Below are 24,356 nucleotides of genomic sequence, written 5' to 3'. Positions count from 1 at the left end.
TCAGCAGCCCGACTCGCTGAAGCGGAGCTTGAGGCCCGGCAGCTTGAACACGCCCGCTGTCGTGGCGTAGTTGGTCTGCCGCAGGTTGGTGATCCGCACCGTGTCCGACTGCTGGCTGAACACGCCCTTCGGGCCCTGTACGCCCGCCTTGGTCAGGGTGCTCGCGTCGTTGCCGATCTCGATGTTCTTGAACTCGGCGTTGCCCGACAGCTCGGTGGAGTCGGTCGTCAGGTCGGTCGCGGTCACCTTGTCCGCACCGCTGCCCGCGGTGATCAGCAGATTGGTGCCGCCGAGGTCGACGCTCTGGCAGAGCTTGGTCAGGGTCGCGCTCTTGATCGCGGAGGTGACCACCAGCACCTGTCCGCCGGTGTCCCCCTCGTTGGGGCTGCCCTCGATCATGTTGTCCAGGGCGCCGAACTGCGCGAAGCCGGTGCCGTTCAGCTCGGTCGCGGTGACCGTGAACGGCATTCCGGAGATGGCGAACTGCACGCCGAGCGCACCCTGCGCGGTGAGGACCGCCATCCCGGCGAGGGCCAGGGTCGCCGGCACCGCCATGACCGCGGCGCGGCGCAGCCGGACCCGGCCGCGTCTGTCCGCGCCGGCGGAATCGCCTTCCGCGTGCTCGGAGAGGGGGTCGTCGGACGGGGGGAGGTTCGAGGACGAGGCCATGTCTGCTCCTGGGGGCATAGTCCATGCTGGTGCGGAGTGCAGCGGCCCGTTGTCCTGGCGCGGACAGCGGCAGCCACGTCCGCCGGGACGTTTCCCGGCGGACGCAAGGGCTTTCTCGTTACGCGGCAGTAACGAACGATGAAGTTACCGATGGTTACACCCGGGGGTCAAGACAGGTGTGAAAGAAAGGCGGTCATGGTGTGCCGCCCTGGTCCCGAATCCCGGCTTCCGGCCCAACTTACGTGAAAAGCATTGACGTTGACGGATCGTCGGTTCTACAACTCTGGCTGACTTCCCCGGATCCGTGGCGCCGGATCCGCCGCGCGGCACCGTCGCGCTTCTTCCCGGGGCGCACCGGGTTTCCCGCTCGTTCCCTTGCTCTTCCCCGGTGCTTCCTCGCTCCTTGCTTGTTCTTTCCCGCTCTTCCCTGTGCTTTCGCTTTCTTCGTTCGCGGCGTCATCACCTCATTCGGCCCCCACTGCAGAAACGAGGTTCCCGCATGCGCAAGCGCTCTTTCCTCACCCTCGCCACCGCTGTCGCCGCCCTGACGCTCCCGGCGATCGCCCCCGCCTCCGCGGCCGACGGCGCGGTGCTCACCACCGGCGGCGTCGGCGGCACCCCGGTCGCGGTCGGCGACGTCCTGACCGCCCAGCTGGCGAGCGGCACCGCCGCCACGTTCTACTCCAGCGCGACCGGAACCAGCGGCGTCTCCTGCACCGCGTCGACCTTCACCGCCACCGTCACCGACAACCCGGCCGCCCCCGGCACGGCGACGGAGTCGGTGACCGCGCACACTTTCGACAGCAGCAGTTGCAGCAGCAACGTCGTCGGAGTGCTCGGCATCAACGCCATCACGATCAACAACCTGCCGTACACCGCCACCGTGAACTCCGCCGGCACCCTCACCGTGACTCCCGCCGCCGGCTCGTCCATCCAGACCACGGTCAGTCTGCGCACCCTGCTGGGCACCGTCACCTGCGTCTACCGGGCGAACTCCCTGACCGGAAAGGCCGACAACACCGACAACAGCATCACCTTCACCAACCAGCAGTTCACCAAGGTGTCCGGCTCGTCGCTGTGCTTCAACAACGGGTACTTCACCGCCAAGTACGCCCCGGTCACCGCCTCCGGATCCCCCGTCTACGTCAACTGACCTGCTCGCCGGCGAGGTCCGGCACCGGCACGGACACGGGACCGGACGGCGCCCCCTGAGGGACACCGGCACCGCGCGGCGCCGCCCGGCGGCGGGGCCGCGCGGTGCCCTCGGTCCTGCCGGACGGGCCGCGGCCGTCCGGCAGGACCGGAAAGGTGTCCTTACGGCCGGCGCGGGAGCGACGGACCGGAAGGCGGACGGGGCGCCGGGACCGCCATGCGAGATCAAGACGCTTGTGACAAAGTGCTGTTGAAGATCCAAGTGGTCCCCAGGAGGCGGATGGACGCCGCAGGGCCGTGGGTTATCGTGTACGCGAGTGAGAACAAACGGCATGCCCCGTTCGTCACGGCCCCGGGAGTGTCCTGTCGATGCCGAGGCAGTTACGCGCCGAGCAGACTCGCGCGACGATCATCAAAGCCGCCGCCGAGCTGTTCGACCAGAAGGGTTATGAGCGCACCAGCCTCAGCGACATCGTCGCGCACGCGAAGGTCACCAAGGGCGCCCTGTACTTCCACTTCGCGGCCAAGGAGGACCTGGCCCAGGCCATCATGGAGCTGCAGTCCCAGGCCGCCCACCAGGTGACCAGTGACGTGGACGAGCGCGGCTGCTCCTCGCTGGAGGCCCTGATCCGCATCACCTACGCGCTCACCCGGCTCGCCGTGGAGGGCCCGATCATCCGGGCCGGTCTGCGGCTCGCCACCGGAGGCGTGGAGGTACGCCCGCCGCTGCGGCACCCCTTCACCGAGTGGCTGGAGATCATCACCCGCAAACTCCTCGGCGCCGCACGGGAGTACGACATACAGCCGGACGTCGACGTCCACGCCGTCGCGCACTCCATGGTCTGCTTCTTCGTCGGCACCCGGGTCGCCGGCCGGTCCCTGGAACCCCTGGCACGGCTGCCCCGCAGGACGACCGAGATGTGGCACCTTCTGATCCGCGGCCTGGTGCCGGTGCACCGGCGCCCCCGCTATCTGAGCCTCGCCACACGGCTGGAGCGGGAGATCGCCGTCGTGTGACCCGCTGACCCGCGCGGTACGGTGAGGCGCATGCCCGCAACCCCCTCCGCGCCCGTGCTCCGCGCCGACGAGCCCGGTTCCTTCCCGCACAGCGTGCTGGCCGAGCGGCACCCGGCCATCATCCGGCAGGTGCGGGAGGCCTTCCCCTACGGCCCCGAGCAGCACCGCGCCCTCGACGCGCTGCTGGACAGCTGCACGAAAGGCGTGATCGAGGACCTTCCCGCCGACGCACCCGACCGGGACCGCTGGCGGTCCTGGGGACTCGATCAGTACACGGGCCGGTCCTGGTTCGAGGTGCCGTGGCTGTGGTCCGAGAGCTACTTCTACCGCCGCCTCCTGGAGGCCGTCGGCTACTTCGCGCCCGGCCCCTGGCAGGGCATCGACCCCTTCCGTCCGTTCAAGCTCGCCGAACTCGACTCCCCGGAGACGGACGAGGAACTGGCGGCCCTGGACGCGCTGGAGAGGGAGCCGGCACCGGAGCGTGCCGCGGCCCTGCTGCACGGCTCGCTCTGGGGCAACCGCGCCGATCTGGGCTTCCGGCTCTCGGCGGAGAGCGCCTCGGCGCCGGGGACCGCGCAGCCGGCCCCCGGCCTGGTCGCCGACGACAGCGCGACGCTCTGGTCGCTGCTGCCGCCCTCCCAGGCCGGCACGCTCTGCCTGGTCGCCGACAACGCGGGCCGCGAGCTCGTCCCCGACCTCCTCCTCGTCGCCCACCTCCTCGCCCACGGCCGTATCGAACGGGCGGTCCTGCACGTCAAGCCGTACCCGTACTACGTCTCCGACGCCACCACCGCCGATGTCGTCGACGCCGTGCGCCGGCTGGCCGGCGCCCCCGGAGCGGCCGCCGGATACGGGCGCCGCCTGTGGGCGGCGATGACCGACGGCCGGCTCACGGTCCGGACCCACCCCTTCTTCTGCGCCCCGCTGCCGTACGCCGCGATGCCCGGCGACCTGCGCGAGGAGTTCGCCGCGGCCGCACTGACCGTGCTCAAGGGCGACCTGAACTACCGGCGTCTGGTCGGTGACCGGCTGTGGCCCCCGACCACGCCGTTCGCGGACGTCACCGCCCACTTCCCCGGCCCCGTCGCCGCCCTGCGCACCCTGAAGTCCGACGTGATCACCGGTCTGGAGGCGTCCACGCAGGCCGCGCTGGACGCCACCGGGGACGGACGCTGGCGCGTCAGCGGCACCCATGCGCTGATCCAGGTCAGAACCTGAGAACAGCCCCTGCTGCACGGCGGTTCACGGCCGGTTCACGCGAAGGTGTGATCGGGACCGGGCCCGTGGATGGTGCCGGGGTGTCACGGGTAGGGCCCGGCCATGACGCAGCAGCCCTTCGAACTCCCGCACTTCTACATGCCGTATCCCGCGCGGCTCAACCCGCACGTCGACGAGGCCCGCGCCCACTCGACGCAGTGGGCGCGCGAGATGGGCATGCTGGAGGGCTCCGGGATCTGGGAGCAGGCCGACCTCGACGCGCACGACTACGGACTGCTCTGCGCCTACACCCACCCCGACTGCGACGGCCCCGCCCTGTCCCTCATCACCGACTGGTACGTGTGGGTCTTCTTCTTCGACGACCACTTCCTGGAGACCTTCAAACGCGGCCAGGACCGCACCGGCGGCAAGGAGCACCTGGACCGGCTTCCCCTGTTCATGCCGCTGGACCTCGCCACGCCCGTGCCCGAGCCGCAGAACCCGGTCGAGGCCGGGCTCGCCGACCTGTGGGCCCGTACGGTGCCGTCGATGTCGGCCGACTGGCGCCGGCGGTTCGCGGTGGCGACCGAGCACCTGCTGAACGAGTCCCTGTGGGAGCTGTCCAACATCAACGAGGGGCGGATCGCCAACCCCGTCGAGTACATCGAGATGCGCCGCAAGGTCGGCGGCGCGCCCTGGTCGGCGGGGCTCGTGGAGTACGCGACCGCCGAAGTGCCCGCCTCCGTCGCCGGGTCCCGGCCGCTCAGGGTGCTGATGGAGACCTTCTCCGACGCCGTGCACCTGCGCAACGACCTGTTCTCCTACCAGCGGGAGGTCGAGGACGAGGGAGAGCTCAGCAACGGCGTCCTGGTCCTGGAGACCTTCTTCGGCTGCACCACCCAGGAGGCCGCCGAGCTCGTCAACGACGTCCTCACCTCCCGGCTGCACCAGTTCGAGCACACCGCGCTCACCGAAGTCCCCGCGCTGGCCGTGGAGAAGGGCCTCACCCCGGACGAGGTCGCGGCGGTGGCGGCCTACATCAAGGGGCTGCAGGACTGGCAGTCCGGCGGCCACGAGTGGCACATGCGCTCCAGCCGGTACATGAACGAGCGCGCCCGTCCCACCGCCCCCTGGCAGCGCCTCACCGGCTCCGGCACCTCCGCGGCCGACGTGAGCACGCTGCTCGCGGCGGCCGGCGCCACCGGGACGTCCGCCGTACCGCTCCGGCAGGAGCACAGAAGGCTGCGCGCCTACACGCACGTGCCCTTCCAGAAGGTCGGCCCCTCCCGCATCCCCGACCTGTACATGCCCTACCCCCTCCAGCTCAGCCCGCACCTGGACAGGGCCCGCCGCACCCTGGCCGAGTGGTGCCGGCGCATGGGCATCCTCGCGGAGGGCGTGTGGGACGAGGACAGGCTCGCCGCCTGTGACCTCGCGCTGTGCTCGGCGGGCCTCGACCCCGACGCCACCCCCGAAGCCCTCGACCTGAGCGCGCAGTGGCTCGCCTTCGGCACCTACGGCGACGACTACTACCCCCTGGTCTACGGCCACCGCCGCGACCTGGCCGCCGCGAAGACGACCACGGCCCGGCTGTCGGCCTGCATGCCCGTCGAGGGGGAGACACCGCCCGTCCCCGTGAACGCCATGGAGCGCGCCCTGACCGACCTGTGGGCGCGCACCACCGCCGAGATGACCCCCGACCAGCGGCGCACCTTCAAAAAGGCGATCGACACGATGACCGAGAGCTGGGTGTGGGAGCTGTCCAACCAGATCCAGAACCGCATCCCCGACCCGGTCGACTACCTGGAGATGCGACGCGCCACCTTCGGCTCCGACCTCACCCTGAGCCTGTGCCGGATGGGCCACGGCCCGGCCATCCCGCCCGAGGTCCACCGCAGCGGCCCGGTCCGCTCCCTGGAGAACGCGGCCGCCGACTACGCCTGCCTCCTCAACGACGTCTTCTCGTACCAGAAGGAGATCGAGTACGAGGGCGAGATCCACAACGCGATCCTCGTCGTCCAGCACTTCTTCGGCATCGACTACCCGGCCGCACTCGACGTCGTCCGCGACCTGATGACCCAGCGCATGCGCCAGTTCGAGCATGTGGTGGCGCACGAACTCCCCGTCCTCTGCGAGGACTTCGCTCTCTCCGAGGAGGCCCGCACGACCCTGCGGGGCTATGTCACCGACCTGCAGAACTGGATGGCCGGCATCCTCAACTGGCACCGGCAGGCCGACCGTTACAAGGACGAGTGGCTGCGGACCCGGACCCATGCCTTCCTCCCGGACCGCCCCCCGGCCCCCGTCCGCCCCGCCGGCTCCCTCCTCGTGGGCTGACACCCCGCCGAAGGCGGTCGCCCGGCACCCCGGACACGACGACGGCACGGGACCCGGGCCGTCCGGTCGTCGTCGACGACGACCGAACGGCCCGCGCCCGCCGCCAGAACCCCGGCCGGTTCGCGTCGCACCACGTGACCGGGCAGGATGCTGTCCGTAGCCCTCACCGCCGTTCCCGCTGTACACGGAGGCCCGGATGACCGGCATCGCGCCCGCGCCCTTCACCGCCGACGACTACAGGGCCCGCATGGAACGCGCCGTCCAGGCGGCCGACGACGCCGGACTGGCCGGCCTGCTGGTGGCACCGGGCCCGGACCTGGTGTGGCTGACCGGCTACGCGCCCCCCGCCGACACCGAACGGCTCACCCTGCTCGTTCTCACCCCCGGACGGGACCCGGTCCTCGTCGTCCCCACCCTGGAGGCCCCGGACGCCGTCAAGGCCGCCGGCGCGTCCGCCCTGACCCTGCGCGACTGGACCGACGGCACGGACCCCTACGCGATCACGGCCGATCTGCTCGACGGCGACGGCCGGTTCGGCATCAGCGACAACACCTGGGCCATGCACCTGCTCGGCCTGCAGAAGGCGCTGCCCGACACCTCCTACGCCTCCCTCACCGAGGCCCTGCCGATGCTGCGCGCGGTGAAGGACGCGGCCGAGGTGGACCTGCTCGCGGCGGCGGGAGCAGCCGCCGACGCCGCGTTCGAGGAGATCCGGACCATGCCGTTCGCCGGCCGCCGCGAGTGCGAGGTCGGCGCCGACCTCGCCGACCTGCTGCGCCGCTTCGGACACTCCCGGGTCGACTTCACCATCGTCGGCTCCGGCCCCAACGGCGCCAACCCGCACCACGAGATGGGCGACCGCGTCATCGAGCACGGTGACATGGTCGTCCTCGACTTCGGCGGTCTGAAGGACGGCTACGGCTCCGACACCACCCGCACCGTGCACGTCGGCGAGCCCACCGACGAGGAACGGCGGGTGCACGACATCGTCCGCGAGGCCCAGGAGGCCGGCTTCCGGGCGGTGCGCCCCGGCGTCGCCTGCCAGGAGGTCGACCGGGCCGCCCGCGCGGTCATCGAGGAGGCCGGGTACGGCGCATACTTCATCCACCGCACCGGCCACGGCATCGGCGTCACCACGCACGAGCCGCCGTACCTGGTCGAGGGCGAGGAGCAGCCCCTCGTCCCCGGCATGTGCTTCTCCGTGGAACCCGGCATCTACCTGCCCGGCCGCTTCGGAGTGCGCATCGAGGACATCGTCACCGTGACGGAGGACGGAGGCCGCCGCCTCAACAACACGACCCGCGAGATGGTGACAGTGGACTGACCGACGGGCAGCACCCGTCCCTACCGACCGGAACGACACAGCGCGACGATGACCCAGGCACCGACACCCACCGCGGACACCGCCCGCCGGCTGGTCCGCACCCTGCTCAAGGACGGCCTCCAGGACCAGGCCGACACCGCCGCCGGACCCGAGGTCCGGCCCGTCGTCGAGGGCGGGCACTTCACATGGTGGGTGGGCACCCGCCATGTGCTGCGTCTGGCCCCCGACCGCGAGGCCTCGCTGCGCCAGCGCCGCGAGCTGCGCCTGCGCGACCTGATCCGCCCCCACCTGCGGATCACCGTCCCGGCCAGCGTCGCGCACGGGGAGTGGGCGCCGGGGCTGACGTACACGCTGGACACCAGGATCACCGGCGGCACGGCCGGCGAGCACGACGTGTCCGCCCTCGGCGAGGACGACCTGGCCGGACTGTTCACCGGGCTGCGCGAGGTGCCCGTCCGGCAGGCCCAGGCACTCGGCGTGCCACGCGTCGCACCGCGCTCCCTGGGGGCGCTGCGCCGCATGGCCGTGCACTGCGCCGAGCGCCTCGGGGCCGCCGACGAGTTCGACCCCGCACGGATGACCCAGTTCACCGCGGCCGCCGCGGCCCAGCTCGTCGCCCAGCGCGGCACCGACGTGCTCCTCCACCACCATCTCAGAAGCGAGCACCTGGTGGTGAGCGCCGACGGCCGGGTGCGCGGCGTCCTGGACTGGACCGGCGCGGTGATCGGCGATCCCGCCGAGGACATCGCCGGCCTCGCCGTCGCCGTCGGCGCCCCGGCCGCCGTGCGCGCCGCCACCCTGGCCGGCTACGGCGCCCGGTCCTGCCTGCGCGGCCTGTGGCTGGCCCGCTGCGACACCCTGATCCGCCTCGCCGACCGCCTCGAGGGCCGCGACGGCAGTCCGCTGCCGCTCCTCAGGGACCAGCTGCGCCACGCCTGGGAGGCGATCCTGCTGGAGCGGGTCACGGAATTCAGGGCCACCACGGGCGAGGAGCCGTAGGGGGTGTCGTGTGGATCGTGCCGCAGGTCGCCCACCAGGCACCGCCCGGCGCAGCCGGCCCGATCCGCACGACACCCCCTGGCCACCGGCCCGGCGCGCCCGCCCTCCCCCCCCGGCGCTCAGGGCTGCACCAGCACCACGCACGACTGGCCGGGCACGTGCAGCAGCCCGTCCGGACCGGGCGCCGTCACCGGCTCCCAGGCCGCCAGCACCTCGGCCGGGCGGGCCCCCAGGGGGATGGCCGCCGGTTTCTCGCCGAGATTGACCGCCACGAGCACATCCCCGCGCCGGAAGGCGAGCCAGCGGGCGTTCTCGTCGAAGGCCACCTTGGTGTCCGCGAGATCCGGATCGGTGAGGTCCGGCTGCTCGCGGCGCAGCGCGATCAGCCGCCGGTACCAGGCCAGCACACGCCTGTGCGGCTCCCGCTCCGGCTCGGACCAGTCCAGGCAGGACCGGTCCCGGGTCGCCGGATCCTGCGGATCGGGCACGTCCTCGGCCGCCCAGCCGTGCTCGGCGAACTCCCGGCGCCGGCCCCGGCGCACGGCCTCGGCGAGCTTTGGGTCGGTGTGGTCGGTGAAGTACTGCCACGGCGTGGCGGCCGCCCACTCCTCGCCCATGAACAGCATCGGCGTGAACGGCGCGGTCAGCGTCAGCGTGGCCGCGCAGGCCAGCAGCCCGGGGGAGTGCGTGAGCAGCGTGGACAGACGGTCGCCCCGGGCCCGGTTGCCGACCTGGTCGTGGGTCTGGCTGTAGCCGATCAGCCGGTGCCCGGCCACCCGTGTGCGGTCCAGCGGACGGCCGTGACGACGGCCGCGGAAGCTGGAGTACGTCCCGTCGTGGAAGTAGCCGTTCGTGAGCGTCTTGGCGACCGCCGCGAGCGGGGCCCGCGCGAAGTCGGCGTAGTAGCCCTGGGACTCGCCGGTCAGCGCCGCGTGCAGCGCGTGGTGGAAGTCGTCGTTCCACTGGGCGTGCAGACCGAGGCCGTTCTGCGCGCGCGGGGTGATGACCCGCGGATCGTTCAGGTCCGACTCGGCGATCAGGAACAGCGGACGGCCCAGGTCCGCCGAGAGCGCGTCCACGGCCGCGGACAGCTCCTCCAGGAAGTGACGCGCGCGTGTGTCCACCAGCGCGTGCACCGCGTCCAGACGCAGCCCGTCGATCCGGTAGTCGCGCAGCCACGCCAGCGCGCTGCCGATCAGACAGGCCCGCACCTCGTCCGAGCCGGGCGCGTCCAGATTGACGGCGGCGCCCCACGGGGTGTGGTGGGTGTCGGTGAAGTACGGCCCGAAACGCGGCAGATGGTTGCCGGAGGGGCCCAGATGGTTGTGCACCACGTCCAGGACCACGCCCAACCCCAGTTCATGTGCCCGGTCGACGAAGCGCTTCAGCCCCTCCGGACCGCCGTACGGCTCGTGCACCGCCCACAGCGAGACACCGTCGTACCCCCACCCATGCCGCCCGGGAAACGGGCATACGGGCATCAACTCCACATGAGTGACGCCCAGTTCCACCAGATGCTCCAGCCGCTCGGCGGCCGCGTCGAAGGTGCCCTCCCGGGTGAACGTGCCGATGTGCAGCTCGTAGAGCACCGCCCCGGGCAGCGGACGCCCGGCCCATGCACCGGAGCGCCAGGTGTACCGTCCGTGCTCGACGACGGCGCTCAGCCCGTCGGGGCCGTCCGGCTGCCGCCGTGAACGCGGATCCGGCAGCACCGGACCGTCGTCCAGCGCGAACCCGTAGCGCGAGCCGTCGCCCGCCTCCGCCTCGCCGGTCCACCATCCCGCCCGCTCCGGATCGCGCTCCAACGCGCGCGTGACGCCGTCGCACTGGAGCGTCACCCGGTCGGCCTGCGGTGCCCACACCTCGAACTGCACGGACGGTTTCCCTTCGTTCGCTCACCGTGATGGCTCCGCCCATCGTCCTCCATACGAGATCAATCCGCTGGTGAAAACTCCCTTTTGTTTCAGGTTGTTTCAGGCGCCGCCGGGTCCGCCCCACGGGGCGCCGCTGCGGACCGGACTCTGCTGGACACATGCGGCCCGCTGACCGACAATCACCCCCGTGACGTCGTCCTTCGAATTTCATACGCCTCCCGCACGGTTGTCCGACGCGGAGCGTGACAAGGCGCTGAAGATCCTGCGTGACGGCGTCGCGATGGGCCGGCTGTCGCACGACACGTTCATGCGCCGCATGGAACTGGCCCTGACCGCCCGCACCTCGGAGGAACTCGCCGCGCTCACCGCCGACCTGCCCGCCGAGGGCCGGCTGTCCCGGCTGGTGTTCGGCACGGTCGAGGCGGTGTCCGGCTTCACCGTACGGCTGCGCAGGGCCTGGCAGGCCGAGCGGCTGCCCAAGCTGCTGCTGCCGTACCCCGGCAGCGGCCATGCGCTGCGCATAGGGCGTGATCCGGGCTGCGGCCTGCGGCTGACCCACGAGACGGTCTCCCGGGTCCACGCCGAGCTGTGCCACCAGGGCGGGATGTGGGTGCTGAGAGACCTGAGCTCGACCAACGGCACGACCGTCAACGGGCGGCGCGTGATCGGCGCGGCCGTCGTACGCGAGGGCGACCAGGTGTCGTTCGGCCAGATGGCATTCCGGCTCTCGGCTCCCTTGCCTCCCGGCCCCGGCCTCGGGCGAGGACGAGGGCCTGCATAAAGCCTTGCCAAAGTGACGGACCACTTCACAAGCCACTTCAACGTTCTGGGGACCACTTCAAAGCTCCGGCCAGGGTGACGGCGCCCCTGAAGCCCCATCCGGGGTACGGGCCCACCCACGCCCCCTGTCCCCACGCGTCGGCCGCGAGGGAGCCGAAGGGCGCGCCGGTGTCGAGAGCCCGAACGCGCGGAGGCGCGAAGCGCTGAGCACGTTCGGGCTCTCGACACCGGCTTCTGGCGCCCGTAGGCGACCGAGCCATCCAAGCAGCCCGAGCCATCCAAGCAGCCCGCTCACCTTGACATTTCTCGCGCCTCGAGTGCCGCTGCCACCACCGTCCGGCTCTGGTGCTCGACCTGGTGCTCCAACGGCACCCAGCGTGCCTGGAACCGTTCCGCGAACGCCTCGCTCCACATCGTCACCAGCCGTTCCAGCCCCGGTGCGGCACGGTCGTCGGCCTCGCGCAGTACCCGGAGCAGCATGGCCGCGGACCGCAGCGGCAGGCGGCGGCCGAACGCGTCCACGCTGCCGACGTAGGCCATCGTCGTGTCGGCCGGCGGGGTGCGGATCCAGTCGGCGGCCAGTCCGGGCACCAGGCTCAGTCCCCACTTCGCGGCCCGCAGCAGTGGCCCGTCGGCGCCGTGCAGGCGGGGCAGTGCGTCGGCGAGGACGAGTTCCACCTCGCGCGCGTCCCGCAGCAGCCGGTGCGCGAGCCGTCGTATCGCCGTGGCCGGGTCGGGGTGCGGGGCCGGGTCGTCCACCAGGTCGCTCGCCCACATCGGCACCTCCACGACCGCGGTCATGCCGCCGTAGCGGTGTGCGTGGTACCAGGTGCTGTGCCGGGCGTCGTCCGGCAGGCTCGGGTACGCCAGTTCCGTGCCGGGGGCCGGCATCACCCGCACTCCGGGGCCGGAGGCGGGCCAGCCCGCCGCGTCGGAGGCGCCGGTCTCCACCGGTATGCGGAACCGGGCCGCCGACTTGACGAACGGCTCCGCCAGTCCGGGCATGTCCTTGGTCAACTGCACCCAGCTTCCGCCCAGGTCGGTGCCGTGCAGGGTCACCTGGAGGTAGGGCCGCACCGCGTCGATGACGCCGGTCAGCGCGCGTGTCTCGGGCGGCAGCCGGTCGGGCGGCAGGACGGCGGGCGACCACTCCGGCTGCTCGGGTCCGGCCGGCCGGAAGAAGCCGAGGTGGTAGTCGAGCAGGCTGCGCGGGGCCGGGGTGGTGTGCAGGCTCGCCCCGTCCGGGTCCGCGCAGAGCAGGAAGTGCCAGGAGATGTCCGCCCGCAACGGCGGTTCGCGCAGCACGCGGTGGGCGAGGGCGAGGAGGGTGGAGCCTCCGGTGGGTTCGTTGGCGTGGGCACCGGCGACCACCAGCACGGCACGCCGTGCGTGTCCGATGGACAGCAGGTGCAGCGGTCTGCCCGCGCGGGAGAGGCCGACCTCCTTAAGGACGCACAGATCGGGCCGGTGAGCGGCCAGCGCACGTGCGAAGGCGACCAGTTCGGGAACGCTCGGATAGCGTGGTGCCGGCAAGGAGACTCACCCCCGATCCGTCCGCCTTGCTTCGTTTCCGCAGTACCCCACGGAACTGTGTGAACTGTCAAGCGATTCGCCGACGGTCAGGCGATGTGCTCCAGCAGGGCCACCGGAAGCCGCTCGAAGAGCTGTTCCAGGTGTACGTGCCCCTCGAATTCCCGCCCCGGCGTCATCACGTCCGCCCACCGGCCCGGCGGCAGGGGCAGCCGAGTGTCGCGCCAGCCGCCTGCCTCCGCCAGTCGCAGCGACAGCCGGGTCACCGCCGTCACCACCTGCCCCGAGCGGACGAAGGCCGCGCAGTGGTGTGCCGCCGGTCCCTCGGCGAGCAGCGGCGCGTAGGCCGCCGTCTCCCCGAAGGCCTCCGGCCGCCGTGCGCGCAGCCGCAGTGCCGCGGCCGTCACCGCGGCCTTCTCGTCCGGGGCGGCGGGAGGGATCCGTACCGGCCGCCGGTTGTCCGGGTCCACCAGCGCCCGGTACTCGCCCTCGGTGCCCTGGTAGACGTCCGGTACGCCCGGCATCGTCAGGTGCACCAGGGCCGTGCCCAGGATGTTCGCCCGGATGTGCGGCTCCAGTGCGCTGCGCAGAGCGGCCATCCGCGCGGCCGGTGCCCCGCACGGGCCCTCGGCGACGAAGCGCTCCACGGCCTCCTCGTAGGACGGATTCTGCTCCGTCCAGCTGGTGCGGAGGCCCGCCTCACGCACATGCTTCAGCAGAGCCTGCCGCACCCGCTCGTCGTACTGCTCCCGGTCCTGCTTCCCGGCTTGTTCCCCGGCCTGCTCCCCAGCCTGTTCCCCTTGCTGTTCCGCGCCCTGCCGCCCGCCTCGTCCCCCGTCCGCCCCCTTGTCCGCCGGGCCGAGGCCGAACACCGTCTGCCAGGCCGCCCACGCCAGGTGGGCGTCCGGTGCGTCCTCTCCGCCGCCGGACACCTCGGCGAGCGCCTGAGCCCAGCGCTCCGGGCACTCGGTCAGCACCGCCAGCGCCGCCCGGACGTCGGCGCTGCGCTTGGTGTCGTGCGTGGAGACCACCGTCCCCGTGACCGGCCAGTCGCGCTGAACACGCGCGCAGTACGCGTGGAAGTCCTCCAGGGACACCGCCGGGCGCCCCGGCTCGCCGCCGACCTCGTTGGCCGACAGCAGCGGCACGTACCGGTAGTACGCGGTGTCCTCCACGGACTTCGCGCGCAGGGCGGAGGCGGTCTGTGCGAACCGGGCCCGCAGCTCCACGGCGTCGGGCCCCTCCCCGGCCCGCCCCGTCACCAGGTCCCGTACGACGTCGACGGCCTCGCCCTCCTCCGGCACCGTGAACGCGAGCCGGGCCTCCTCGGCGGCCTCCTCGGTGACCACCGAGGCGGGGTCCACGGAGGTGTACGGCCGGTAGACCTCGAGGCGGACCAGCAGCTCCCGCAGCGCGGTGCGCAGCGCCCAGGGGGCACGGTCGCGCAGGGCCGGGTCCGGTGAGGCGGTGCACACCCGGCTCGCCACCCGGGTCAGCCGTTCCGTCTCGGCGGCCAGCTCATGGGTGATCACTTCGTGGGCCGCCTGCCGCACCGTCGCCTCCCAGTCACCGCCGCGGTCGGTCGGCGGGGCGGCGAACCGCCGGTACCGGGCGATCAGGTCGGCGGCTCCCGTCGGGTCGATGAACAGGCCGTCGACGTGTCGCAGGGCGTCGTAGCCGGTGGTGCCGGCGACCGGCCAGGCCGCCGGGAGGTGCTCGCCGTCGGAGAGGATCTTCTCCACGACCGTCCAGCACCCGCCCGTCGCCTCGCGCAGCCGTTCGAGGTAGCCGTCCGGGTCGGCGAGTCCGTCGGGGTGATCGACGCGCAGCCCGTCGATCACGCCCTCGTGCAGCAGCTGGAGGATCTTGGCGTGGGTCGCCTCGAACACCTCCGGGTCCTCCACCCGTACCCCGATCAGCTCGGAGATGCTGAAGAAGCGCCGGTAGTTCAGCTCCGTACGGGCCAGCCGCCACCACACCGGGCGGTACCACTGCGCGTCCAGCAGCTCCGGCAGCGGCAGCCGCTCGGTGCCCTCGCGCAGCGGGAAGGCATGCTCGTGGTAGCGCAGGACGCCGCCGTCCGCCTTCAGCGCGCCGATCTCCCTGCCGAGCGGCCCGCCGAGCACCGGCAGCAGCACCTTGCCGTCCTGGGCCTCCCAGTCGATGTCGAACCAGCGTGCGTACGGTGACGCCGGTCCCTCCCGCAGCACCTCCCACAGGGCGTGGTTGTGCCGCGGCGCCATGGCCATGTGGTTGGGGACGATGTCCACGATCAGGCCGAGCCCGTGCTCCCGCGCGGTGCGCGACAGTGCCCGCAGGCCCTCCTCGCCGCCGAGCTCGTCGCGCACGCGCGTGTGGTCCACGACGTCGTAGCCGTGCGGGGAGCCCGGCACGGCCTGGAGGACGGGGGACAGGTGCAGATGGGAGACGCCGAGCGACGCCAGATAGGGCACGGTCCGCGCGGCGGCCGCGAACGGGAACCCGGGCTGGAGCTGGAGCCGGTAGGTGGCCGTGGGCACACGACGGGCGGGGGCGGGGTGCTCGGAGGTCATGCGAGCTACGTACCCGCCCGGCGTCCTTTTGTGCCCCCGAGTGCCCCGGTCCGCCGTGTGCTCCCGGGACCCCACCCGTCCGCCACGTGCTCCGGCCCTGCCCGGATAGGCACCGGTTCTGGGGCGCGTCCTTGCCCGAACGGGGCATCGCCCGAACGAGGGCATCACCCGATGAGAGCGCCGCCGGAGCGGGGAACACTGCCCGAACAGGGCATCAAGCCCTATGACAAGGCATCAGCTCCTGTGCCGACTGCCGGGCATCAGCTCCTGTGCCGGCCGCCGGGGCTCGGCTCCTACGCCGACAGCTGGAGCACGGTCAGGCTGCGGTCCATCAGCGTCAGCCGGTCCCCGGCCCGCACCTTCGGCCCGGTGCCGGGCGGGACCGGGTCCGTGCGGGCGGTGTCGACCACCACCTGCCACTGCCGCCCGTGAGCGAGCGGCACGACGAACTCGAGCGGTTTCGGCGAGGCGTTGAACAGCAGCAGGAAGGAGTGGTCGGTGATCCGCTCCCCGCGCGGGCCGGGTTCCGAGATCGCGTCGCCGTTGAGGAACACGGTCAGCGCGGAGGCCTGTGCCGAGTCCCAGTCCTGCTGGGTCATCTCCCGGCCCTCGGGGGTGAACCAGGCGATGTCGGACAGCTCGTCGTGGGTGCCCTCCACCGGCCGCCCGTGGAAGAAGCGGCGCCGGCGGAACACCGGGTGGTCCCGGCGCAGCGCCGCCATCGCCCGTACGAAGTCCAGCAGGTCGCCGCCGTGCTCGCCGGGCTCCGGCCAGCGCACCCAGGTGAGCTCGTTGTCCTGGCAGTAGGCGTTGTTGTTGCCCCGCTGGGTGCGGGCGAACTCGTCGCCGTGGCTGAGCATGGGCACGCCCTGGGACAGCATCAGCGTCGCGATGAAGTTGCGCATCTGCCGGGCCCGCAGCTTAAGCACCCCGGGGTCGTCGGTCTCGCCCTCCACCCCGCAGTTCCAGGACCGGTTGTAGTTCTCGCCGTCCCGGTTGTCCTCGCCGTTGGCCTCGTTGTGCTTGTCGTTGTACGACACCAGGTCGTGCAGGGTGAAGCCGTCGTGGCAGGTGATGAAGTTGATCGAGGCCAGCGGGCGGCGGCCGTCGTTCTGGTAGAGGTCCGAGGAGCCGGTCAGCCGGGAGGCGAACTCCGCGAGCGTCCGCGGGGTGCCCCGCCACAGGTCCCGGACGGTGTCGCGGTACTTGCCGTTCCACTCGGTCCACAGCGGCGGGAAGTTCCCCACCTGGTAGCCGCCCTCGCCCAGGTCCCAGGGCTCGGCGATCAGCTTCACCCGGGAGACCACCGGGTCCTGCTGGACCAGGTCGAAGAACGACGACAGCCGGTCCACCTCGTGGAACTGCCGCGCCAGGGTCGCCGCCAGGTCGAAGCGGAAGCCGTCGACGTGCATCTCGGTGACCCAGTACCGCAGCGAGTCCATGATCAGCTGGAGCACGTGCGGGGACCGCATGAGCAGGGAGTTCCCGGTGCCCGTGGTGTCCATGTAGTAGCGCGGGTCGTCGGTGAGCCGGTAGTAGCGGGGGTTGTCGATGCCCTTGAAGGACAGCGTCGGACCCAGGTGGTTGCCCTCGGCGGTGTGGTTGTAGACCACGTCGAGGATGACCTCGATCCCCGCCTCGTGCAGCGCCTTGACCGCCGACTTGAACTCCAGCACCTGCTGGCCGCGGTCGCCCCAGGAGGCGTAGGCGTTGTGCGGGGCGAAGAAGCCGATCGTGTTGTAGCCCCAGTAGTTGCTCAGGCCCATGTCCACCAGACGGTGGTCGTTCACGAACTGGTGGACGGGCATCAGCTCCAGCGCGGTGACGCCCAGCTCGGTCAGATGCTCGATGATCGCCGGGTGGGCGAGCGCCGCATAGGTGCCGCGCAGCTCCTCGGGCAGCTCCGGGTGCAGCATGGTGAGACCCTTGACATGGGCCTCGTAGATCACCGTCTCGTGGTAGCCGCGCCGGGGCGGCCGGTCGTCGCCCCAGTCGAAGTACGGGTTCACCACGACGGAGGTCATGGTGTACGGCGCCGAGTCCAGGTCGTTGCGCCGTTCGGGGTCGTCGGCGTGGTAGCCGTACACCTCCTCCCCCCACTGGACCGAGCCGCTGATCGCACGTGCGTACGGGTCGAGCAGCAGCTTCGCGGGGTTGCAGAGCAGCCCGCGCCCGGGGTCGTACGGGCCGTGCACCCGGAACCCGTACCGCTGGCCCGGCATGACGCCGGGCACGTACGCGTGCCGGACGAACGCGTCGCTCTCCCGCAGCTCCACCGCCGTCTCCGAGCCGTCGTCGTGCAGCAGACACAGCTCTACCCGGTCCGCGGCCTCCGTGAAGACCGCGAAATTGGTGCCGGCACCGTCGTACGTGGCACCGAGTGGATACGCCTCTCCAGGCCAGACCTGCATGGATACGACTCTTTCAGGTGTACGGCGCCGTTGGTGTCCCTCCGCCTCGAGTCTCCCCGAAAGGGAGACGCCCACCGGTGAATCCGGCCCCTTCCCACGGGGGCATTCGGGTGCTCCTGTGACCGATGGGAAAAGGGGGGAGATCTATGCACAGAAGGTCGCTTCTGTCAAGGTCGCGGCTATGAATCCGCTCACTCCACTGGCCCAGCCCTAGCAGAACAGGCGCTCAACGTAAGGAAGTTGGGAAACGAGCCGTGCATCAGGCTGCATCACGCGCCACTCCCGGAGTACCCTTCCTTGATCGTTGAGACGGGGAGGGCCCGGGGGAGTGGAAGGCGGTGTGCGGGTGGGCTCGGGAGGGCTGGAGCTGCCCCCTGGTGACGGAGGTCATGAGGGGGGCTCCACAGGGGTCCCGCCCGGCACGGTGTCACTGGCCCGGCCGATGAGCGCGGGTGCCATCGGACCGGAGCTGGACTGGGACGCCGACGCCTGGCACGAGGTGCGCACACGAGCTCAGCGGGCCGGCCGGGCCTACATATGGCTGAATCTCGTCGAGCAGCGGCTGCGCGCCGTCGTGACCGCCGTCCTGCGGCCCGTCTACGAGCCCGTTCACGGCGACGACTGGGTGGTGGCCGCAGCCGGACCGGCCGGCCAGGAGTGGGTGCAGCGGGCGGTCGCGGTGCGCGAAGTCAGCCGCCGCAAGGGGTACTTGCTCGACCCGGCCGACGACAACGTGATCAGCTTCCTCACCCTGCCGCAGCTGCGTGAGCTGATGGTGCAGCACTGGCCGTGCTTCGAGCCGTACATCGACGAGCGCCGGGACCTCGAGCTCGCCCTGGACGAGCTGGAGGTGACCCGCAACGTCGTCTCCCGCAACCGGGCCCTGTCCGAGGCCGTGCTGGCCCAGGCCGAGCGTGCCTCCGCACGGCTGCTGGACATCCTCGGCACGAGCAGTGACGTGCCCTCCGCGCGGCGGCTGCCGGTGGACGCGGTGGAGGACCTGGTCGGCGACCGGTACGCCGACGTGGTCGCGGTGCATCCGGACCGGGTCCGGCTGCTGCGCCAGTTCCCGGCCGAGGACATCTTCGGCGGCGCCCGCCGGCTGGACGCCATGGGCATCGGGCTGAACCTGCTCGTGCAGAACTTCTCCGGCCGCCGCCTGGTCCGGCTCGCCGAGTCCGGCTGCCGGGTGCGGCTGCTGTTCATCAACCCGGCCTCCAGTGCGGTGAAGCGGCGCGAGCGCGAGCTCGGGCTCAAGCGCGGCGAGCTGAGCCGCTCGGTGGAGATGAACATCCTGCACATGCGGCGGGTGCGCTCCCGGCTGCGCGACCCGGGGGCCTTCGAGATCCAGGTCTACGACGAGACCCCCCGTGCCACCGCCTACCTGGTGGACGGCGACGGCCCGGACGGCATCGCGGTCGTGCAGTCCTATCTGCGGCGCAGCCGGGGCATGGAGACCCCGGTGTTCGTCCTGCGCAACGGCACCAGGGTGGTCAAGTCGGGCGAGGCCGACGAGGGCGGGCTCTTCTCCTCCTACCGCGAGGAATTCGAGCTGATGTGGGAGGACTCGCGCCCGGTGTCCTGAAACGCCTCCGCTTTCCGGGTGGAAAGCGGAGCGCGGCCCTCGGCCTGTCAGTGGCCCGTGCGATCGTGGAGGCCACTGGGGGAAGCACCACGAGGAGGGGGCCGCCATGGGCTGGCACCGGGAGCTGCTGATCGGCTTCGACCTGGAGACCACGGGCACGGACATCGAGACCGACCGCATCGTCACCGCAGCGGTCGTGGGCCTGGAGCCGGACGGGGCCGTCTCGACGGAGCGGACCTGGCTGCTCGATCCGGGGGTGGCGATACCCGAGGAGGCTGCGGCGATCCACGGCATCTCGACGGAGCACGCCCGCGAGCAGGGGGTCCCGGCCCCGTGCGCCATCGAGGAGATCACACAGGTCGTCGCCGAGACCCTGCACGCGGGGACACCTCTGGTCGTGATGAACGCGCGCTACGACCTGTCACTGCTGGACCGTGAGTGCCGGAGGTACGGGCTGGAGCCGCTCGGTGAGCGGCTGGGCGCCGGCCCCTCGCCGGTCGTCGATCCCCTGGTGATCGACAAGCACGTCGACAAGTACCGGAAGGGCAAGCGTGCCCTCCACGCGTTGTGCGCGTACTACGGCGTGCCGCTCGACGACGCACACAATGCGAAGGCGGACGCGGTGGCCGCGGCCCGTGTGGCGCGACGCATGGGGGAGAAGTACCGGCCCATCGGAATGATGTCCTTGGCGGACCTGTACGACCTCCAGGTACGAGCGGCGGCTGAGCAGTCGGCCTCTTTGCAGGCGTACCTGAGGCGGACCACGAACCCGACGGCAGTCGTCGAGTCGGCTTGGCCGGTCGTCCCGCCCAGCCGATGACCCGGGCCGGTCACGCCTTTCCGTGCGCGAGAGCCTGCAGGTGGGAGAGAGTGATGCGCCGCCGGGTGGGGTCGACGTCGAGAATCTTCACGGCGAGAGAGGCGCCGACCTGAATGACGTCCTCGGGATCGGCAACGGGTTCCTCGGACAGCTCAGTGGTGGGTACGAGCCCTTCGAAGCCGTTCTTCCGGTCCTCTATACGGACGAAGACGCCGAACGGTACGAGTTTCGTCACGACACCGGTGACGACGTGACCGACTTGCTGGATGAGCTGCGGCATCGGGTCGTCCTGCAACGCCTTCAAGGACAGCGTCACACACTCTCTCGTCATGTCGATGCCGAGGATCTCGGCCGAGATCTCCTGTCCGACGGTGACGACGTCGGACGGGTGATCGATAGGCCTCCAGGACAGCTCCGGAATGTCGATCATTGCGGTGAAGCCGCCGATGTCCACGAAGGTGACGCCGAAGTCGGCGATCTCCGTGACCACGCCAGTGACGATCTGCCCGCGGCGGAGAGTCCTCAGGAAGGCCCGGTTCCGGTCGCCTGGGAGTCTGCTCGGTCCTCCACCGGGCCCGTAGAACGCTGTCATCGGCGGGCAGTGCAGCGGTGAACAGCGGGTGACGTGAGTCGATGTCCAGGGGCGGGGAGCAGTGGTCCGAGCGCCCGCTGCCTGGGCGGCCAGTGCCCAGTACTCGGTTTTTCCGGTGATCACGCTGGTGATGGCTCCGTTCCCGTCCTCCTGGACGAGTTCTGCGGGACCATCGTCGGGAAGCGTGCCGAGGACTGCGTCGATGCCGGTGCACAGGCCCGGCCGGACCGTCAGCTTGGCGCGTGGCGTGAGTGTGGCGCGTACCGCGTCGAGGGTGCTCTCCGTGACACGGCGTCGGCGGGAGGCGTTGCCGGCCTACTCCGGCCAGGCTCCGTTCGGCTGTCTCCCAGCGCTCGTCCTGCGGGATCGCCGGGGTTTCCGTGACGGGGGTGCGACCGTCTCCGAGTGCGCCGCCGCGAACGGCGGTGCACTGTGCGGGGAGGCGGAGGCCATTCGGCCGTGGCGAGGATGCCGGCCAGTGCCGCGACGGCCTGCTGATCAGCCCGGTTCCACTGGTGACCAGCGCAGTCCGGTCGGCGAGCCCTTTGACAGGGTGTCGTGCACAGTGCCTCCGTGCCGTGATGAGGTGTGCGCTGTCACAGCCCGTCCGGCGGGCCTGTTCGCGTTTGGCGATGAGCTGTTCGAACTGAATGGCGTACAGCTCCACCTGGTCCGGGGTCAGGATCAGCACCGACTCGGTGGTCCGACCGTCGGTGTGGTGGATCTCGATGCCCAAGGCGGCCTGCTGGGCGCGATGGTCGTACATCGCGTCCCGCTTCAGTGGCGTCGCGTGGGTGACCGACGTCCACACGCTCTGGGCAGCTGGGTTCTCCTGCATGTGGTTCACCTCTTGGGGGAGTGCCGCGGCTCGCTCCGGTGCGCGCCGCCCGTGTTCACGAGAACACCGCAGCCCGCCCGCCAAGGGCAGGTGCGGCCTCCTGGCGCGCACACGGTTTGCACGCGGCGTAAACGGCTTGCAACTTCCCGTGCCGGCGGGCGGCTTGACGGAACAATGAGCCCGGCAGGAGGTGAGCAGTGGACAGCATCCACCCGATCTGGCGCTCAGCGGCCATGCGTGACGCCCTCGTCCGCCGTGATGCCGGCGCGATCGTCCGATTGGCCCGCCGCGCGGCCGACATCACGCTCGCCGAGCTCGGCAAGCAGGTCGGCTATACGGCCGCTTCCCTGTCACGGATGGAGCGCGGCAAACAACCCATGCGTGACGTGCTGCTGCTTCAGCGCCTTGCCGCCTGTCTGGACATCCCGCCGCACCTGCTCGGTCTCGCGCCACCGCACCAGCGAGCAACACCGAACCGGCCCGGTGCCGTTAGGGTGGGCACACAGGCCCTGTTCGGCGAAGAGGGGGGCGACCCGGTGCAACGCCGCGAACTCCTGGCAACCCTGGCCGGGGCCGCCACCGGCGCGGTCCTCGGACCTCCGGCCGCTGCCCACGTTCCGGCGAAGCCGAGCCTGTCCGGCCTGGAGGATCTGCTGCTCCATCGACAGCAAGGCCAAGCCCTCGCCCTGGATCCCACCCCGTCAGCCGTCACCGCAGCGGTGGAAGCATCCCGGCAGGACTTCAGCGCCTGCCGCTACGACGCCCTCGCTCGCGCACTCCCGGCCCGGATCGCCCTTGCTCATGCCCTTGGCGCCGACGGTCACCCGGAGCAGGCGGCAACCGCAGTCGCCGAGCTCTACAGCGCCGCGACCCGTCTGTGCATCAAGCTCGGTGAGGACGGTTTGGCCGCCGTCACCGCCGACCGAGCCCTCACCGCGGCTCTCAGCGGTGCGGACGCCCTCACCGTCGCCGAGGCCCACCGCATGGTCTCGTCCGCCTGGCGCCGCCAGGGACACTACGCCCGCGCCACCGACATTGCCGTCACCGCTGCCCAGAACCTGGCCGGTGACCGTACCACCGACGCAACCGAGCGGCTCTCCGTCCAGGGGAACCTGTACGCCACCGCCGCCTACACCGCAGCGAAACAGGGCGACCGGCACACCGCACACGCCCTCATCGCCGAGGCCCGGGCCACCGCCGGACAACTCGGCCATGACGCGCTGCTGCGCGGTACCGTCTTCGGCCCCAGCCAGGTCCTCCTGCACCAGGTCTCGATCAGTCACCTGCTCGGCGACGCCGGCCAAGCCGTCGAGCACGCCCGCCGCGTCGATGCCGCTGCCCTGCCCACCGCCGAGCGCCGGGCCCGATACTGGATCGACGTTGCCCGCGCCTTCGGCCAATGGGGCAAACCCGATCGCTGCTATCGAGCCCTGCTTGCCGCCGAGCACGCGGCGCCCCAGGAGGTCCGCCGCGACGCGGTCCGAACCATGGTCGCCGGGCTCATGCGCCACGACCGTACCCTCCCCGGCGTACAGGCGTTCGCCCACCGCGTCGGCGCCCTTGCATAGCTGTCATGCACGATGGCCGCTGAGGGGAGCTTGCGGGCGGGGCGTTTGAGCCGTCATCGGGAGGCCGTCACGGGGAATCACGGGGAAGGCCCGCCCCGTCAGAAGGGGTACCAGCGCACCGTGGGATCCTCGTCCCGCAGGGACGCCACCCGGCGCTTGAACTCGGCCAGTGCCTTGGGGTTGCTCGGCGCGTGCTGGGCGACCCAGGCGCAGCTGGCCGTCTCCCGGGCCCCGCGCAGCACCGAGCAGCCCTCCCACTCCCGTACGTCCCAGCCGTAGGTATCGGTGAAGGAGTCGTACGCCTCGGCGGGCAGGCCGTAGCGGTCCCGGGACAGGGCCATGACCACCAGGTCGTGCTCACGCAGGTCGGCCGAGAAGGTCTCCAGGTCGACCAGGACGGGGCCGTCCGGGCCGACGTGCACATTGCGCGGCAGCGCGTCGCCGTGGATCGGGCCCGGCGGCAGATGGGGGGTGAGCGCGGCGGCCGCCGCCGCGAAGCCGTCGCGGCGTTCACGCAGAAACGCCGCGTCGGCCGGGTCGATGGCGTCGCCCGCGAGCCGCAGCCAGCGCTCCACGCCGCCCAGCAGCTCACGCGATGGCAGCTCGAAGCCGGGAGCGGGCAGAGCGTGGACGAGGCGCAGCAGCTCGGCCAGGTCCCGTGGCTCGGCGGGACGCACCGGCTCGGGCAGCCGATGCCACAAGGTCACCGGATGCCCCTCGACGAGAACGGCCTCGGGTTCGGCGGCCCGCACGGCGGGCACCCCGGCCTCGGCCAGCCACACCGCGATGCGCAGCTCCCGCCGCGCCCGCTCCAGCAGCTCGGCGTCACGGCCCACCTTCACGACGAGGTCCCCGACGGCGAACACCGCATTCTCGCCCAGGGCGAGCAGCCGGGCGTCCCGCCCCGAACCGGACACGACCCCCGCCGTGGCCAGCACCTCCCGTGCCCGTGCCTCGTCCATCCTTTGTGCCTCCGTTGTCCGTGTCCGTGCGCGGCAGCCGGGGCGGGGCGTCCGTCCCGGAAAACCTGCCGTTCGCCGGTCAGTGTCGCATTCGCACAGGTCACGGACGGCGCCCGGTACCGCGGGCTAGGCGGTCCGGAGTCCGGCGC

Annotated in this window: 17 protein-coding genes; 10 read left to right on the top strand and 7 right to left on the bottom strand. The window is 71.5% G+C overall.

Annotated elements, in window-relative coordinates; all coding sequences use genetic code 11:
• Nucleotides 1-669, bottom strand: coding sequence for a DUF6230 family protein (locus tag ABD224_RS00190; protein WP_344045319.1), 669 nt, complete (start codon nt 667-669; stop codon nt 1-3).
• Between the two features lie 499 nt (nt 670-1,168).
• Between ABD224_RS00190 and ABD224_RS00185 the strand changes: the two genes are divergently transcribed.
• From ABD224_RS00185 to ABD224_RS00160, 6 genes are all read left to right on the top strand, one after another.
• The gene (locus tag ABD224_RS00185; RefSeq protein WP_344045317.1) at nt 1,169-1,822 is read left to right on the top strand and encodes a Tat pathway signal sequence domain protein; all 654 of its coding nucleotides are present in this window, start codon (nt 1,169-1,171) and stop codon (nt 1,820-1,822) included.
• Between the two features lie 368 nt (nt 1,823-2,190).
• Nucleotides 2,191-2,838, top strand: coding sequence for a ScbR family autoregulator-binding transcription factor (locus ABD224_RS00180; protein WP_344045315.1), 648 nt, complete (start codon nt 2,191-2,193; stop codon nt 2,836-2,838).
• Nucleotides 2,839-2,868: 30 nt separating this feature from the next.
• Entirely contained in the window at nt 2,869-4,056 is a 1,188-nt protein-coding gene (locus ABD224_RS00175) for a damage-control phosphatase ARMT1 family protein (protein WP_344045313.1), read from the top strand.
• Between the two features lie 102 nt (nt 4,057-4,158).
• Nucleotides 4,159-6,372, top strand: coding sequence for a germacradienol/geosmin synthase Cyc2 (gene cyc2 / locus ABD224_RS00170; protein ID WP_344045311.1), 2,214 nt, complete (start codon nt 4,159-4,161; stop codon nt 6,370-6,372).
• 196 nt (nt 6,373-6,568) lie between these two features.
• Nucleotides 6,569-7,696 carry an aminopeptidase P family protein gene (locus ABD224_RS00165; RefSeq protein ID WP_344045309.1) on the top strand — a complete coding sequence of 376 codons (1,128 nt, stop codon included), beginning with the start codon at nt 6,569-6,571 and terminating at the stop codon, nt 7,694-7,696.
• A 48-nt stretch (nt 7,697-7,744) separates the two neighbouring features.
• Nucleotides 7,745-8,695 (top strand): aminoglycoside phosphotransferase family protein, encoded by a 951-nt coding sequence (locus ABD224_RS00160; RefSeq protein WP_344045307.1) that lies wholly within the window; start codon nt 7,745-7,747, stop codon nt 8,693-8,695.
• A 119-nt stretch (nt 8,696-8,814) separates the two neighbouring features.
• Here ABD224_RS00160 and treZ read toward each other — a convergent pair whose 3' ends face one another.
• The gene (treZ, locus tag ABD224_RS00155; RefSeq protein ID WP_344045305.1) at nt 8,815-10,569 is read right to left on the bottom strand and encodes a malto-oligosyltrehalose trehalohydrolase; all 1,755 of its coding nucleotides are present in this window, start codon (nt 10,567-10,569) and stop codon (nt 8,815-8,817) included.
• Between the two features lie 187 nt (nt 10,570-10,756).
• Between treZ and ABD224_RS00150 the strand changes: the two genes are divergently transcribed.
• Nucleotides 10,757-11,350 (top strand): DUF1707 and FHA domain-containing protein, encoded by a 594-nt coding sequence (locus tag ABD224_RS00150; RefSeq protein WP_344045303.1) that lies wholly within the window; start codon nt 10,757-10,759, stop codon nt 11,348-11,350.
• Nucleotides 11,351-11,640: 290 nt separating this feature from the next.
• On the opposite strand, the gene ABD224_RS00145 is transcribed toward ABD224_RS00150, so the two are convergent.
• The 3 genes from ABD224_RS00145 to glgX all read right to left on the bottom strand — a co-directional run bounded on the left by ABD224_RS00145 (nt 11,641) and on the right by glgX (nt 17,842).
• A complete protein-coding gene (locus ABD224_RS00145; protein WP_344045301.1) occupies nt 11,641-12,882 on the bottom strand; it encodes a M14 family zinc carboxypeptidase in 1,242 nt (413 codons plus the stop codon).
• Between the two features lie 86 nt (nt 12,883-12,968).
• A complete protein-coding gene (treY, locus tag ABD224_RS00140; RefSeq protein ID WP_344045299.1) occupies nt 12,969-15,431 on the bottom strand; it encodes a malto-oligosyltrehalose synthase in 2,463 nt (820 codons plus the stop codon).
• Between the two features lie 293 nt (nt 15,432-15,724).
• Nucleotides 15,725-17,842, bottom strand: coding sequence for a glycogen debranching protein GlgX (gene glgX, locus ABD224_RS00135; RefSeq protein WP_344045297.1), 2,118 nt, complete (start codon nt 17,840-17,842; stop codon nt 15,725-15,727).
• A 346-nt stretch (nt 17,843-18,188) separates the two neighbouring features.
• On the opposite strand from glgX, the gene ABD224_RS00130 reads away from it, so the two are divergent.
• Entirely contained in the window at nt 18,189-19,427 is a 1,239-nt protein-coding gene (locus ABD224_RS00130) for an SAV2148 family HEPN domain-containing protein (RefSeq protein ID WP_344045295.1), read from the top strand.
• Nucleotides 19,428-19,533: 106 nt separating this feature from the next.
• Nucleotides 19,534-20,247 carry a 3'-5' exonuclease gene (locus ABD224_RS00125; protein ID WP_344045293.1) on the top strand — a complete coding sequence of 238 codons (714 nt, stop codon included), beginning with the start codon at nt 19,534-19,536 and terminating at the stop codon, nt 20,245-20,247.
• 10 nt (nt 20,248-20,257) lie between these two features.
• On the opposite strand, the gene ABD224_RS00120 is transcribed toward ABD224_RS00125, so the two are convergent.
• Nucleotides 20,258-20,839 carry a S1 RNA-binding domain-containing protein gene (locus ABD224_RS00120; protein ID WP_344045291.1) on the bottom strand — a complete coding sequence of 194 codons (582 nt, stop codon included), beginning with the start codon at nt 20,837-20,839 and terminating at the stop codon, nt 20,258-20,260.
• A gap of 1,035 nt (nt 20,840-21,874) precedes the next feature.
• On the opposite strand from ABD224_RS00120, the gene ABD224_RS00115 reads away from it, so the two are divergent.
• Nucleotides 21,875-23,245 carry a helix-turn-helix transcriptional regulator gene (locus tag ABD224_RS00115; protein WP_344045289.1) on the top strand — a complete coding sequence of 457 codons (1,371 nt, stop codon included), beginning with the start codon at nt 21,875-21,877 and terminating at the stop codon, nt 23,243-23,245.
• 98 nt (nt 23,246-23,343) lie between these two features.
• On the opposite strand, the gene ABD224_RS00110 is transcribed toward ABD224_RS00115, so the two are convergent.
• The gene (locus ABD224_RS00110) at nt 23,344-24,207 is read right to left on the bottom strand and encodes a phosphotransferase enzyme family protein (protein ID WP_344045287.1); all 864 of its coding nucleotides are present in this window, start codon (nt 24,205-24,207) and stop codon (nt 23,344-23,346) included.
• Nucleotides 24,208-24,356: the final 149 nt, after the last annotated feature.

Source organism: Streptomyces thermoalcalitolerans (assembly GCF_039525155.1).
GTDB classification, from domain to species: Bacteria; Actinomycetota; Actinomycetes; order Streptomycetales; family Streptomycetaceae; genus Streptomyces; species Streptomyces thermovulgaris.
The sequence above is the reverse complement of the archived record's forward strand: the minus strand, read 5'-3'. Positions and strand labels throughout refer to the sequence as shown.

Excerpts from the sequence above, each read along its gene's own strand:
- ABD224_RS00110 (WP_344045287.1), bottom strand. The coding sequence starts at position 24,207 with ATGGACGAGGCACGGGCACGGGAGGTGCTGGCCACGGCGGGGGTCGTG.
- ABD224_RS00180 (WP_344045315.1), top strand. The coding sequence starts at position 2,191 with ATGCCGAGGCAGTTACGCGCCGAGCAGACTCGCGCGACGATCATCAAA.
- ABD224_RS00125 (WP_344045293.1), top strand. The coding sequence starts at position 19,534 with ATGGGCTGGCACCGGGAGCTGCTGATCGGCTTCGACCTGGAGACCACG.
- ABD224_RS00120 (WP_344045291.1), bottom strand. The coding sequence starts at position 20,839 with ATGACAGCGTTCTACGGGCCCGGTGGAGGACCGAGCAGACTCCCAGGC.
- ABD224_RS00165 (WP_344045309.1), top strand. The coding sequence starts at position 6,569 with ATGACCGGCATCGCGCCCGCGCCCTTCACCGCCGACGACTACAGGGCC.
- ABD224_RS00175 (WP_344045313.1), top strand. The coding sequence starts at position 2,869 with ATGCCCGCAACCCCCTCCGCGCCCGTGCTCCGCGCCGACGAGCCCGGT.
- ABD224_RS00190 (WP_344045319.1), bottom strand. The coding sequence starts at position 669 with ATGGCCTCGTCCTCGAACCTCCCCCCGTCCGACGACCCCCTCTCCGAG.
- ABD224_RS00160 (WP_344045307.1), top strand. The coding sequence starts at position 7,745 with ATGACCCAGGCACCGACACCCACCGCGGACACCGCCCGCCGGCTGGTC.
- treY (WP_344045299.1), bottom strand. The coding sequence starts at position 15,431 with ATGACCTCCGAGCACCCCGCCCCCGCCCGTCGTGTGCCCACGGCCACC.
- ABD224_RS00185 (WP_344045317.1), top strand. The coding sequence starts at position 1,169 with ATGCGCAAGCGCTCTTTCCTCACCCTCGCCACCGCTGTCGCCGCCCTG.
- glgX (WP_344045297.1), bottom strand. The coding sequence starts at position 17,842 with ATGCAGGTCTGGCCTGGAGAGGCGTATCCACTCGGTGCCACGTACGAC.
- cyc2 (WP_344045311.1), top strand. The coding sequence starts at position 4,159 with ATGACGCAGCAGCCCTTCGAACTCCCGCACTTCTACATGCCGTATCCC.